Source organism: Streptomyces sp. NPDC029292, from assembly GCF_055569295.1.
Map to the genome: position 1 here is coordinate 85,236 of NZ_JBVHXR010000027.1, position 11,334 is coordinate 96,569.

16 protein-coding genes and 1 pseudogene are annotated in these 11,334 nt (G+C 68.9%); 11 read left to right on the forward strand and 6 right to left on the reverse strand.

Annotated elements, in window-relative coordinates; all coding sequences use genetic code 11:
• The coding region (locus ACZ4WS_RS41225; protein ID WP_467988322.1) for an ice-binding family protein at positions 1–1,038 on the reverse strand (1,038 nt) is incomplete at its 3' end.
• Between the two features lie 677 nt (positions 1,039–1,715).
• Between ACZ4WS_RS41225 and ACZ4WS_RS41230 the strand changes: the two genes are divergently transcribed.
• Positions 1,716–2,321, forward strand: a complete 606-nt coding sequence (locus tag ACZ4WS_RS41230; RefSeq protein ID WP_467988323.1) for a DUF5994 family protein — start codon at positions 1,716–1,718, stop codon at positions 2,319–2,321.
• Positions 2,322–2,326: 5 nt separating this feature from the next.
• Positions 2,327–2,545 (forward strand): hypothetical protein, encoded by a 219-nt coding sequence (locus ACZ4WS_RS41235; RefSeq protein ID WP_467988324.1) that lies wholly within the window; start codon positions 2,327–2,329, stop codon positions 2,543–2,545.
• 50 nt (positions 2,546–2,595) lie between these two features.
• Here the strand turns inward: ACZ4WS_RS41235 and ACZ4WS_RS41240 are convergent.
• A pseudogene (locus tag ACZ4WS_RS41240) lies at positions 2,596–2,838 on the reverse strand (DUF5994 family protein); the annotation flags it as partial.
• Between the two features lie 390 nt (positions 2,839–3,228).
• Between ACZ4WS_RS41240 and ACZ4WS_RS41245 the strand changes: the two are divergent.
• The 4 genes from ACZ4WS_RS41245 to ACZ4WS_RS41260 all read left to right on the forward strand — a co-directional run bounded on the left by ACZ4WS_RS41245 (position 3,229) and on the right by ACZ4WS_RS41260 (position 5,745).
• Positions 3,229–3,489, forward strand: a complete 261-nt coding sequence (locus tag ACZ4WS_RS41245; protein WP_467988325.1) for a hypothetical protein — start codon at positions 3,229–3,231, stop codon at positions 3,487–3,489.
• 316 nt (positions 3,490–3,805) lie between these two features.
• On the forward strand, positions 3,806–4,381 hold the full coding sequence (locus tag ACZ4WS_RS41250) for a DUF5994 family protein (RefSeq protein WP_467988326.1): 576 nt from the start codon (positions 3,806–3,808) through the stop codon (positions 4,379–4,381).
• Positions 4,382–4,854: 473 nt separating this feature from the next.
• Positions 4,855–5,106, forward strand: a complete 252-nt coding sequence (locus tag ACZ4WS_RS41255; protein WP_467988328.1) for a hypothetical protein — start codon at positions 4,855–4,857, stop codon at positions 5,104–5,106.
• A gap of 216 nt (positions 5,107–5,322) precedes the next feature.
• Positions 5,323–5,745 carry an SHOCT domain-containing protein gene (locus tag ACZ4WS_RS41260; RefSeq protein WP_467988330.1) on the forward strand — a complete coding sequence of 141 codons (423 nt, stop codon included), beginning with the start codon at positions 5,323–5,325 and terminating at the stop codon, positions 5,743–5,745.
• Positions 5,746–5,816: 71 nt separating this feature from the next.
• Here ACZ4WS_RS41260 and ACZ4WS_RS41265 read toward each other — a convergent pair whose 3' ends face one another.
• Positions 5,817–6,350, reverse strand: a complete 534-nt coding sequence (locus tag ACZ4WS_RS41265; protein WP_467988332.1) for a DUF7144 family membrane protein — start codon at positions 6,348–6,350, stop codon at positions 5,817–5,819.
• A gap of 423 nt (positions 6,351–6,773) precedes the next feature.
• Between ACZ4WS_RS41265 and ACZ4WS_RS41270 the strand changes: the two genes are divergently transcribed.
• The 5 genes from ACZ4WS_RS41270 to ACZ4WS_RS41290 all read left to right on the forward strand — a co-directional run bounded on the left by ACZ4WS_RS41270 (position 6,774) and on the right by ACZ4WS_RS41290 (position 9,262).
• Entirely contained in the window at positions 6,774–7,046 is a 273-nt protein-coding gene (locus ACZ4WS_RS41270) for a hypothetical protein (RefSeq protein WP_467988334.1), read from the forward strand.
• A 187-nt stretch (positions 7,047–7,233) separates the two neighbouring features.
• Positions 7,234–7,590, forward strand: a complete 357-nt coding sequence (locus ACZ4WS_RS41275) for a PRC-barrel domain-containing protein (protein ID WP_467988336.1) — start codon at positions 7,234–7,236, stop codon at positions 7,588–7,590.
• A 31-nt stretch (positions 7,591–7,621) separates the two neighbouring features.
• Positions 7,622–7,795: a hypothetical protein gene (locus ACZ4WS_RS41280; RefSeq protein ID WP_467988385.1), complete on the forward strand. Its 174-nt coding sequence runs from the start codon at positions 7,622–7,624 to the stop codon at positions 7,793–7,795.
• Between the two features lie 206 nt (positions 7,796–8,001).
• On the forward strand, positions 8,002–8,550 hold the full coding sequence (locus ACZ4WS_RS41285; RefSeq protein ID WP_467988338.1) for a DUF5994 family protein: 549 nt from the start codon (positions 8,002–8,004) through the stop codon (positions 8,548–8,550).
• 181 nt (positions 8,551–8,731) lie between these two features.
• Complete coding sequence (locus ACZ4WS_RS41290; protein WP_467988339.1) at positions 8,732–9,262, forward strand: DUF5994 family protein; 531 nt, start codon at positions 8,732–8,734, stop codon at positions 9,260–9,262.
• 78 nt (positions 9,263–9,340) lie between these two features.
• Here the strand turns inward: ACZ4WS_RS41290 and ACZ4WS_RS41295 are convergent, their stop codons facing one another.
• From ACZ4WS_RS41295 to ACZ4WS_RS41305, 3 genes are all read right to left on the reverse strand, one after another.
• Positions 9,341–9,751, reverse strand: coding sequence for a DUF5994 family protein (locus tag ACZ4WS_RS41295; RefSeq protein WP_467988340.1), 411 nt, complete (start codon positions 9,749–9,751; stop codon positions 9,341–9,343).
• Positions 9,752–9,799: 48 nt separating this feature from the next.
• Positions 9,800–10,822 (reverse strand): acyl-CoA desaturase, encoded by a 1,023-nt coding sequence (locus ACZ4WS_RS41300; RefSeq protein WP_467988342.1) that lies wholly within the window; start codon positions 10,820–10,822, stop codon positions 9,800–9,802.
• Positions 10,823–10,910: 88 nt separating this feature from the next.
• Positions 10,911–11,255: a hypothetical protein gene (locus ACZ4WS_RS41305; RefSeq protein WP_467988344.1), complete on the reverse strand. Its 345-nt coding sequence runs from the start codon at positions 11,253–11,255 to the stop codon at positions 10,911–10,913.
• Positions 11,256–11,334 lie beyond the last annotated feature (79 nt).

Here is an 11,334-nt window from a genome sequence, read left to right on the forward strand (position 1 = left end):
CGAGGTGTCACCCGTCGTCCCACCCGAGGTGTCACCCGTCGTCCCACCCGAGGTGTCACCCGTCGTCCCACCCGAGGTGTCACCCGTCGTCCCACCCGAGGTGTCACCCGTCGTCCCACCCGAGGTGTCACCCGTCGTCCCACCCGAGGTGTCACCCGTCGTCCCACCGGACGTGTCACCCGTCGTCCCACCCGAGGTGTCACCCGTCGTCCCACCGGACGTGTCACCCGTCGTCCCACCGGACGTGTCACCCGTGGTCCCGGTCTCGCACGACCCCTGGAAGATCCTGTTGTTGTCCAGCGTCACGGCGCCGCCACCGTTATTGGCCGCATCGGCCAGTAGCCGACCGTTGATGGACGCCCCCGTGGTGGCCGTGATCGAGGCCGAGGCCAGGATGTTGCCCACGAACGTGGAGTTGGTACCGAGAGTGGCCGAGCTGCCGACCTGCCAGTACACATTGCACGGCGAGGCGCCATTGGTGAATTGCACGTGGCTGGCGGATGCCGTCGTCAGGGTCGAACCGATCTGGAACACCCAGGTGGAATCGGGGATGCCATGGGCGTCCAGGGTGAGTGTGCCGGTGATCTGGGCGGAGACGGGCGCCTTGTAGACGCCGGGATCCAGCGTCAGACCACCGAGCTCCACGGGAGGATCTGATACGTACGTGACGTCCGGCGCCTCCGAAGCCGCCGTGTTGTATGCCGTGTTCAGATCATTCTTGGCTTGAAGAGCCACAGCATCAGCAGAGTGCCGAGCCCCGGGCGGGGTAATCACGCCGGGCGGGAACCCGGTGATGGCCGACCCGGGACTCACTCCGACGTTGGTACCTTCGACCCGTGTGAAGCCGGTGTTGGTGACTGTCGCACCACCCAGTACTCCGAAAGCGGCCGCCGTGCCCAGATCTACAGGCGTGGCAACAGCATTTGCGCGTGTCGGCGTCATCGCGAGGACAACAGCGGCGATCGCGACGGCCGCCACCGCCGTGATCCACACCGACAGGGCACGCCGTAGAGGCGCGACAGGGATATTCAGCGTCATCGAGAGGCCAACTCCTTCGAGGGGATGATCTTGACGGTTCTCGGCCGCGCAGAATCGCCCGATTCTGCGGCTGGCATATTACTCAGGAAAAAGATCCGGACATGCTGCATTCGGGTGACACATTCGGGCGATTACGCCGAGCTGCCGAATGGATCACCCGAATGCATGGAGATACTTAATGGGCCGAATGGCGCTGATTACCTGTACGAGGCCGGGCGAAATCGCCATGAAATTCAAAGTGCGACTCCCCCGGCTGCAACAGCGTTGAGGTCATTTCGGAGCGTGATTCATACCGAAAGAAAATCACCCATGCTCTACATGCGGACACCGAAGGTAAACGTCTGGGGCATGCCCGAGCCGCGCAGGCCGCAGTATTTTCGATTCCGGATTGGTTCACTCTCACGTGCAACCACCCGGAAGGGCGCCTCCGGCGTGTTCACGCCGGAGGCGTTGGCGAGCGCCAACTCGCGCGCCGCTGAGCGACCGCACCGAGGGAATCATCGGCGTGACAGCCGAGGGCCGTTGAACTCCCGCCACGGTAACGGTCCGTCGGGCCCTGGCCAGGAGTAGCCTGGACATACCGAGACCACTTCGTACACCGGCCTTCACGCCCGTGTCGCTCTCGGCGAACCACAACACCGGGCCGGTCATGACCGGCCCGGGGCGAGGTCCGCGTCATGACCGCAACCACGTTCGACAAGCCCGCGGCCGAAGACCGGACCTCCTCTTCTTCACCGCCACCTCTCCGGCTCCAGCTGGCGCCGACCGGCACTGCCCCTGCCTTGATCGACGGCGCATGGTGGCCACGCTCCCGCGATCTGACGGCTGAACTGCCCGCGCTCACCGCGGTTTTGGACCCGCTGTGGGGTCGGATCACTCACGTCACCGTGAACCCCACGTTCTGGCCGGTCATCCCACGCAAGGTTCCCGTCCAGGGCCATGTGGTGAAGGTCGGCTGGTTCAAGGCCGAGCAGGACCCGCACAAACTGCTCCTGCTCTCCTACACCGCGGGCCGCTGGGACCTGCTGGTGATCCCACCCGAGACCAGCGCCGTCACAGCCGCCCGGCTGATGTCCACAGCCACGGATCCGTTGCGCAGTCTCACCGCGAGCGGCCTGATCAAGGAGGCCGAGTTCTTCCGGATCGCGGCCGAGGCCGACTGGGGCTCGACCCGGGAGACGGTCTGGGACTCCGAAGGCGGACATGACGCCCGTCGCACGCCCTCTCGGAGCCCTGCGGGGGCCGTCATCGACCACGTGCCGATTCCGCCGGAAGGAAGGTGACAGGCATGGAGACCTTCGGGATCGTCATCACCCTCCTGGCGATGATCGCCCTGGGCACACTCGCGATTCAGCTGTTCACCACGAGCCACGACGATCGCGTCGCGCCCCTGCCCTCCGGCCGGTCCCGCCCGCCGGACAAGGGGCGGCCGCGGCGAACCATCGCGGCACACACCGCGATGAGTGGACTGCGGCGGCTCCGGCCGTGGCGTCGCGCCGGGAAATGAGTTCTGGCGACGTGCCGTCTCGCCGTCGGATCCCTGCAACTACTGAGGGCTCAGGGCGTGTTCCGATCTTCTCGGCCCGCCTGAGCGCCTGCCGTGGTGATCGGACGGGCTCGATCGGTACCGGTGTCGATGAGGATCTGCTCGGCCTGCGTGAGGTTGTCGGCATGGACGGCTCTGGCCATCGCGGCGCGTGCCGCGTCGGGCGTCGCGCGCGGCGGGACCACAAGCAGGGAGAAGTGGTCCTGATCGCCCCGCGTGATGAGGACGGTGTCGTCGCCGACCGGGAAGGAGTCGCCGGGGCTCGCCCGCTCGCTGCGGGCCCGCCCGGGCCGCGATGAAGTCGCTGGTCACGCGTGGGGGCTCCGGGACGCGCCGGAGTAGAGTGAAAAGACCGGAAGTCCCGTGCCACCGCTTCCACGGCGGTGCCGTTGCCCGCGGGCCACAGCGCGGTGCCGTTGAAGACACGCCCGTCCGCCCCGAGACCGGTCCGACTTCCGTATCCCCGCCCACGGGATGTGAGGACGTGGAGACCGTCGAACCGTGGCCGCGGTCATCGCCCTGATCCCGGCTGTCGTACGGCCTTCTCCTCGACGGGGCCGTCGCTGCGGACCGACCGGCCCCGTCGAGGTCCGGAGCGACGGTCTCACGCCCACCACCACGTCGGCCCGACGAACGAGGTCACCATGGAGCCACTGCAAACTCCCTCTGCCGGGCACGCCGAGGTACGCATTGTTGCCTCGTCCCCCGAGCCCGCCCGTCGGGTCGCAGAGGTTCTCCGTCGTTGCTTCGCCGCCACCGAGCAGCGCAGTTACCCCGCGGGCGTCGATGGCGGGACCCGCCTGCACCTCACCGTGGACACCACCCGCGCGGCAGAGCCGGCCCGGTCCTGGCTGGTGACCAGTCAGTCATCAGGGAATGACGGTGGGCAGGCGGACGACGTCTGAAGCGATCCTGCGCGAACCAGCGCAGTACGCACCACGACGAGCAGACCATGGCCGCTGCGGCCATGGTGTCGTGCACGGAGGTGAGCCACCACCGCTCGCACAACTGCTCCCGCAGAGAGCGGCAGATCACTCGTCGCAGGCGTGATGGGCAGCGTTCGGAACCGGTGCCTCGCCCGGGTCCGTTCGACGTCCCGGGGGAGTAGCGTGGGCGCATCGAGAGTATTTCGCACACCGGCCGCCATGCCGGTGTCGTTCTCGGCGAGTGACGACACCGGGCCGCCGCCCACGAGCAGCGGCCGGGAGACAGGTTCGCGCGATGTCCGCGACCATCGACCAAGCCCCGCTGCGGATCGTGCCCTTCAGGGTTCCGACCGCCCGCCTCACGCTGAAACCGGTGATCACTTCCCGAGAGCTTCTGGACGGCGCCTGGTGGCCCCGCTCCCGGGACCTGGCACACGAACTCACCGCTCTGGCCGACGTACTGGATCCCCTGTGGGGACGGATCACCCGGATCGCCGTCAACCCGACGTACTGGCCGGTCATCCCGAGCAGAGTGCCGGTCAACGGTCATGTGGTGAAGGTCGGTTGGTTCACGCCGGAACTGGACCCCCACAAGATCATGCTGCTGTCCTACACCGCGGGCCGCTGGGACCTGCTGGTGATCCCGCCGGAGAGCAGCGCCGCGGCAGCCGCCCGCCTGATGGCCGCCGCGAGCGAAAGCGCCGGCCCTCCGAGGACCGCGAGCGCGCTCATGGCGGCGGAACTAGCCCTCCACGGCAGCTCCGTGGCCGACCGGGACCAGGACACCGAGGAGACCTGGGAGGACGAGGGTGGCACCTCGTCCTACCCGGCCGCTGCGGCCCGGCAGAGCCGCCTGCTCATAGGGATGTGAGCGTCATGGTCACCGCTGTGGCCTTCAGTGCCCTGCTGATCCTGACCGTTGCGGCAACGCGTGTGATCCAGCGGCTCAACGCACAGCACGCGAAGCGCATCGCTCACCACTCGTACGGCAGCCGGTCGACCGAGCGGATGCCTCCCGGGCAAGCCGCCGGGCAGCCGCCTCCCGGGTTCGTCGCGCAACCCACCACGGTCCGTCCCCGGCGCGACAACCGGGACGGCGGCCGGGGCCGACTGCACCCCCGACGCCGAAGCACTCGCCGCTAGATCCTGTCGTCGAACCGGCGTCGGCGGCCCGGAGGCCGGGCCGCACGGCTGGCGGGAACGCCGCAGCGGACGCCCGGACTTGCCGCCCAAAGGCGCTGCGCCAATGGCCACCGTCAGCATGGTCACGCTCATCGTCGCCGTGCACACCGCGTCGGCCCCGGTACTCATCGCCGCCGCGCTGCCGGCCGGCACCGGCAGGGCATGGGACAGCTCGGCGGTCTCTCCCTGCTCAACTCCACCGTCCCTCCGCAGCGGCCGGCCGAGGCCAACTCGGCACTCAACGTGGGCGGTTACGTACCGGCGGGCATCCTGCCGGTGTCGGCCGGCTACCTCAGCGACGCCGTGGGGCTGACCACCGGAGCGACCATCTTCGCCACCGCCCTGATGAGCCTCGCGGTCATCGGCGCCCTCGCGGTCGTCGCGGGCCGCCGCCGGGCACCAGAGCCCGCGTGACGTGTAGGCACCACGTACGCGTCGTCGTCGTGGACGACGCGTACGTCGGCAGCCCGATATCGACGCCTTCGCGTCGGGAGACGCACATGCGGTGCACCTTATGTGGCGTTATAAAGACCTTGAGTCCGGCCTTCATGCACACACCTTGAGTCCGGCCCTCGAACACACATCTTGAGTCCGGTCCTCACGGCGCGGACGAACCGGCAGGAGACGCCCATGGACGACTACCCGCTGCTCAACCTGTTCTGGACCATGCTGCTGCTGTTCCTGTGGGTCCTCTGGTTCTTCCTGCTCTTCAAGATCCTCACGGACATCTTCCGCAGCCACGACATGGGCGGCTGGGGCAAGGCGGGCTGGACGGTCTTCGTGATCGTGCTGCCGTTCCTCGGCGTCCTCGTCTACCTCATCGTGCGCGGGCGTTCCATGACGGAACGCGACGTGGAGCAGGCCAAGCAGAGCGAGGCCGCCTTCAAGGCGTACGTCCGCGACGCCGCGGGAGCTTCGGGCGGCGGCGGCGGTGGCGGTGGCGGGAAGACCACCGATCACGTCCAGGAGCTGGCGAAACTGGCCGAACTCAAGAAGGAGGGCGCTCTCACCGACGACGAGTTCCAGAAGGCTAAGGCCAAACTCCTCGCCTGATTCCACCGGTTCACGTCCGGCGCGGGATTCGCGTCAGGCGCGGGATTCGCGTCGGACACGGGACGAGCGCGTCACGTCCGCGCACCTTCGGGCCGGTAGACCGCGAGCGCCCAGATGACGAAGACGTCGATGGCGATCACGAGGAAGGACCAGACCGGCGCGTACGGCAGGAACATGAACTGGAGGATCACGCTCAGCGAGGCCAGCATGATGCCGATGACCCGTGCCCACCCGGCGCCCGTGAGGATGCCCCAGCCCGTGACGATGGCGACCGCTCCCACGATCACCAGGATCCAGCCCCAGCCGGTGAGGTTGATCCGGTACGTGTAGTCGCCCACGCGGCCGTATACGTCGTCCTTGGCGATCGCGGCGATGCCCTGGAGAACGGCGAGGACACCGTTCATGGCCATCAGGATGCCCGCGAAGGTGACACCGCCGGCCGCCCAGCCGCTGTGGCCCGACGGAGGCCGGCCGGAACCTCCGGCCCCCGGCGCCGTCCCGCCCCACTGACCTGATTCACCCCAGGCGGGAGGCGTGGACTCGCCCGCCCCGCCACCACTTCGCTGTGCTCCTGTGCCGCTCGGCTGCGAGGCGTCCTGGCTCATGTTCGACCACCCCAATGCGGTGATAGTGCGGTGACAGCCGGTCTTCGCCCCCGGCACAGGGGGCACCCGGTTGGAGTTCGAGCCTCCGGCCCCGCTCGGCGCTCCACCACACGGGTGCCGCCGATCGGGTGACGGCCGGTTCAAGGAAAGCGGCCATTCCGCGTTTCCTCAGTTCGCGGTACTCCGCGGGGCCCACGATCAGGCTCACCCGCGCACTGCGGCCCAACGCCCTGGTCCCCGAAGAAAACCGCTGGTCATGGGCAGGTTCTCCGGTACCGGCCCGGAGTAGAGTGAGACACCGGGAGTCCCCCGTGCACCGGCTCCCGTGCTCTGCGGCGGGGTCTGCCGGATCGTCCGTCCGCTCCGCGGACACCGCGCCGCGCATCGTTCGCAGGTCCCCCGAGGGCACGAGTGGCGGCAATCATGGCAACACTGCACGAGCGGAAGAACTACCGCGACACGATCATGAAAGCCCTGTACGAGGCCACGGAAGGCAATCGCCTCCTCGGCGTCACCGGGGAAAAGCTGCGCGACGAGCTCCGGATTCCCGAGCAGGACCTGGCCGCGGCCTGCGCATATCTGGTGGGCGAAGGGTTCATGACGGTGGACTGGACCGAGGGAAACACCCCCGCGATGGTCATGTTGACGCATCAGGGGATACGGCGCATGGAGGCCGAGGAGGAGGAACAGGGCTGAGCGACGGGGCCGCTCCGAGGCGCCAGGGGCAGGATTGCCCGAAGAATCCCCGATGCCGGAAGGGTGCTTCGGTCATACGATGGCAAATGGGCCAGTGCACTCTCACGTGCAGTGACCCGGAAGGGCGGCCCCGGTGTGTATACGCCGGGGCCGTTGTGCCGACGGGGGCGCGGACAGGGAGCAGTGCATGATCCGTTCAGCCGACATCCGCGAGTGGCGCAACCATGACGTGGTCGACCTCAAGCGGCGCAAGATCGGTATGCTCGAAGCGATCTATGTGGACACCGCCACCGACCAACCCGCCATGGCCACCGTCCGGACCGGCCTGCTCAGCCGCCAGCGGCTGGTCTTCGTCCCCCTCGACGAGGCAGTCCTCGGGCCGGGCTACGTCAAGGTCTCGTACGCCAAGGGGCAGGTACGCAAGGCCCCTTCGATCGGGACGGACGACGTACTGCCCGCCGAACAGGAGGAAGCGATCTTCCGGCACTACGGCATGACGTACCAACCAGGTGTCACCGGCGAACGCCGACTCGCGCGCCGCTGACCGCCCACACGCAGCACAAGGAGGTGCTCGGGTGATGGTGCTCTTCCTGCTGCTCGTCCTCGTGGCCGTCGTACTGGGAATCATCGGCGCGGCAGCGGACGGCCTGGGCTACCTGCTGGCCATCGGCGTCGTGCTCTTCGTGGCCGATGTGGCCTTCTTCGCGGTGCGGGGGTCCCGGCGTGCCGGGCGGCGTCCCCTCCGCTGACGACGGCAGCGGTGCCCTGGTTCTTCAACCCGGCCCTCGCCCCGTGCCCTCGCAAACCCCTGCCCTCGCAACGGACCGTAGGGCGCTGGCCAGGAGTAGTCTGGATTTACCGAAGGCACTTCGTACACCGGCTTTGCTGCCCGTGTCGTTTTCGGCGATTCACGACACCGGGCCGGTTCAGACCAGCCCGGGGCAGGGTCCGCGTCATGACCGCGATCATGTTGGACAAGCCGGCGGTCGACGACCGGGCCTCTTCCTTGTTGCCGCTCCGCCTGATGCTGGCGCCCGCCGGCACCGCTCCCTCCCTGATCGACGGTGCGTGGTGGCCACGCTCCCGCGACCTGACGGCGGAGCTCCCGGCGCTCACCGCAGTACTCGACCCGCTGTGGGGACGGATCACCCATGTCACGGTGAACCCCGCGTTCTGGCCGGTCGTCCCACGGAGAGTGCCCGTCCGGGGGCATGTCGTGCACGTCGGCTGGTTCAAGGCCGAGCAGGACCCGCACAAGCTGCTGCTGCTCTCCTACGCCGTCGGCCGCTGGGACCTTCTGGTGATACCGCCGGAGACGAGTCCGGCCACAGCTGCCCGGCTGATGACCACTGCCACTGATCCGTCGCGACGTCTCACCGCGAGCGGCCTGATCCAGGAGGCCGACTTCTTCCGGGTCGCGGCCGAGGCCGACTGGGACTTGGACCGGGAGATGGTCTGGGACTCCGAAGGCGGGCACGACACCCGGCACGCGACCTCCGTGTAGCCCCGTACAGCACCGTGCAGCCCCGTCGGGGGTGCCATCGACCGCTGTTCGACCTCCCGGCGGAGTAGCGTGGGCGCATCGAGAGTATTTCGCACACCGGCCTCCACGCCGGTGTCGTTCTCGGCGAGTGACGACACCGGGCCGCCGCCCACGAGCAGCGGCCGGGAGACAGGTTCGCGCGATGTCCGCGACCATCGACCAAGCCCCGCTGCGGATCGTGCCCTTCAGGGTTCCGACCGCCCGCCTCGCGCTGAAACCCGTGAGCACTTCCCGAGGGCTTCTGGACGGCGCCTGGTGGCCCCGCTCCCGGGACCTGGCACACGAACTCACCGCTCTGGCCGACGTACTGGATCCCCTGTGGGGACGGATCACCCGGATCGCCGTCGCCCCTCAGTACTGGTCGGCCATCCCGCGCGACGTGATCGTCAACGGCCATGTGGTGAAGGTCGGTTGGTTCACGCCGGAATTGGACCCTCACAAGATCATGCTGCTGTCCTACACCGCGGGCCGCTGGGACCTGCTGGTGATCCCGCCGGAGAGCAACGCCCCGGCGGCAGCCCGCCTGATGGCCGCCGCGAGCGAGAGCGCCGGCCCTCCGAGGACCGCGAGCGCGCTCATGGCGGCGGAACAGGCCCGCCACGGCGCTTCCCCGTCTTCCCCGTCCTACGCGGCCACTGCGGACCGGCCGAGCCGCCTGATCATAGGGATGTGAGCGTGCTCGTCACCGCCGTGACCTTCAGTGCCCTCGGACCGCGCACGAAGCTCCCCTGATCTCTCGACCGCGGTCCGGTCAGGTGTCGCCGCCCGCGGCGGCGGCCATGAGCGGTTCGGCGGTGTCCTGCGCGGTGTCGGGCGGTACGACCAGCAGATCCCATCGCCCCCGGCTGGGGGCCAGCAGACAGACCGTGTGAGGGGCGGACGCAGCGGTGGACCTGCGCAGGCGCACGACCTGGTTGAAGACGAGCATCCGGCCGGGTGTCGCGGACCAGGTCGCCCCGTTGACCGTGACGCTGCTGATGTGACCCCAGGCCCGCGGCAGCCCGGCGAGTAGCCGCGGGAGTTCCGCGAGCAGGTCGTACGAGCGGGGCCACCAGGCACCGTCGATATGGCGCGGCAGGCCGCCACGGGGCGCGAGACGCAGGCGGAGGAGGGGGAGCGGAGGGAGCGCGGGGAGCGGGGGCTGCAGTGCGGTGGTCGTCATGAGGGCTCCTGTCGACTGCCGTGCGGAAAATGAAGGGGTGGGACGGGTTCACGCGCGGCGGGCGGCGACGCGGTCCGGTGCCGGCCAGTGCACGTCGTACACCCAGCCGAGGCGTTCGAGGAGGCGGATGACGGCGGCGGAGGGATCGAGCTGCCCGCGGTCGACACCGTGCCGGGCGCTGGTGGGGTCGGCGTGGTGGAGGTTGTGCCAGCTCTCGCCGAAGGAGAGCAGAGCCAGCGGCCACAGGTTGGTGGCCCGGTCGTGGCGCCGGGTGCGGAACGGCCGCTTTCCGATGACGTGGCACAGCGAGTTCACGCTCCAGGTCACGTGATGGAGCAGAGCGATGCGCACAAGTCCCGCCCACAGCACGGCAGTCAGGGCGCGCGGCCACGTACCGCCGATGATCCAGCCCGCCGCGAACGGCAGGGCGAGCGTAAGGACGCACAGCGCCGGGAAAGCTCGGGAGACGGCGCGGATGTCGCGGTCGGCGAGCAGGTCCGGGGCGTAACGCTTGGCGGGCGTACCGTCGTTGCTGAAGAGCCAGCCGACGTGCGCGTGCAGCAGCCCGCGCAACTGTCCACGCAGGTGCGTGCCGTAGCGGTAGGGGGAGTGCGGGTCGCCCGGCCGGTCGGTGAAGGCGTGGTGGCGGCGATGGATGGCGACCCAGCCGATGACATCGCCCTGGAAACTCATCGAACCGGCCACCGCCAGCGCGATGCGCACGGGGCGGACGGCACGGTAGCTGCCGTGGGTGAGACCGCGGTGGAAGCCGACCGTGACGCCGAGGCCCGTGACCGTGTAGAGGACGAAGGCGAGCATGATGTCTGCGGGATGAATGAGGCTCCCCCACAGCAGCCAGCCGGCCAGACCGAGCGCCACGAACGGCAGAACGACGATCACCGCGGTCACGACGACGTACAGCCGCTCGCCGCTGCTTCGTGGCGGAGCCGGGACTTCCACGGGGAAGGGGCCCGCTCCGTCGTATTCCTGTTCCCGGGGCGGCTGGACAGCGTTCGACGGCACGACCGCTGAAGACGGTTCGGCCGTGGACGCGGTGGAACTGAACGGCATGTGGAGCTCCTTGACCTCGGTGCGGGTGGCGCGGCCGGGGTCACGGGCTGCCCCTGTATGGACGGGTGGTGCGCTGTGCAAGGGACGGTCAGGCGGCCTCGTTCGGATGCGTACGGTCCGTCGGCCGCCTGCTGGTCTCGATCCAGGGCCGGAACGGGCGTACGGAGTACGCGGGATCCAGGGTCAGGTGCAGACGCGTGCCCCTGCCTTCGGGGCCCGCCGGGTAGCTGCGGCCTTCGTCGCAGGCGAAGAACAAGCGGAGCGCATCGGCGACTTGTCGTGCCACTTCCGGGTACGCGGAGACGATCCGGACCTCGGCACGGCCGGACAGAGGCGATCCGATCCGGATTTCGGCAGGAACGGACGCGAATGATCCCTCGACCTCTTGCCCGTCCGACGGGCGGTCGGACAACGGAGGGGCTTCGGCGGTCATAAGGCGGAACCTGCCTCGAGCGCGAAGCACCCGGTGTCGTCGAGCCGCGAGGCCGAGACCGGTCTGAACACCGGCATAC

Coding starts and splice junctions, on each gene's coding strand:
- ACZ4WS_RS41255 (WP_467988328.1), top strand. CDS start 4,855: ATGGGACAGCTCGGCGGTCTCTCCCTGCTCAACTCCACCGTCCCTCCG.
- ACZ4WS_RS41265 (WP_467988332.1), bottom strand. CDS start 6,350: ATGAGCCAGGACGCCTCGCAGCCGAGCGGCACAGGAGCACAGCGAAGT.
- ACZ4WS_RS41250 (WP_467988326.1), top strand. CDS start 3,806: ATGTCCGCGACCATCGACCAAGCCCCGCTGCGGATCGTGCCCTTCAGG.
- ACZ4WS_RS41285 (WP_467988338.1), top strand. CDS start 8,002: ATGACCGCGATCATGTTGGACAAGCCGGCGGTCGACGACCGGGCCTCT.
- ACZ4WS_RS41245 (WP_467988325.1), top strand. CDS start 3,229: ATGGAGCCACTGCAAACTCCCTCTGCCGGGCACGCCGAGGTACGCATT.
- ACZ4WS_RS41295 (WP_467988340.1), bottom strand. CDS start 9,751: ATGACGACCACCGCACTGCAGCCCCCGCTCCCCGCGCTCCCTCCGCTC.
- ACZ4WS_RS41260 (WP_467988330.1), top strand. CDS start 5,323: ATGGACGACTACCCGCTGCTCAACCTGTTCTGGACCATGCTGCTGCTG.
- ACZ4WS_RS41270 (WP_467988334.1), top strand. CDS start 6,774: ATGGCAACACTGCACGAGCGGAAGAACTACCGCGACACGATCATGAAA.
- ACZ4WS_RS41300 (WP_467988342.1), bottom strand. CDS start 10,822: ATGCCGTTCAGTTCCACCGCGTCCACGGCCGAACCGTCTTCAGCGGTC.
- ACZ4WS_RS41230 (WP_467988323.1), top strand. CDS start 1,716: ATGACCGCAACCACGTTCGACAAGCCCGCGGCCGAAGACCGGACCTCC.
- ACZ4WS_RS41275 (WP_467988336.1), top strand. CDS start 7,234: ATGATCCGTTCAGCCGACATCCGCGAGTGGCGCAACCATGACGTGGTC.
- ACZ4WS_RS41290 (WP_467988339.1), top strand. CDS start 8,732: ATGTCCGCGACCATCGACCAAGCCCCGCTGCGGATCGTGCCCTTCAGG.
- ACZ4WS_RS41305 (WP_467988344.1), bottom strand. CDS start 11,255: ATGACCGCCGAAGCCCCTCCGTTGTCCGACCGCCCGTCGGACGGGCAA.
- ACZ4WS_RS41235 (WP_467988324.1), top strand. CDS start 2,327: ATGGAGACCTTCGGGATCGTCATCACCCTCCTGGCGATGATCGCCCTG.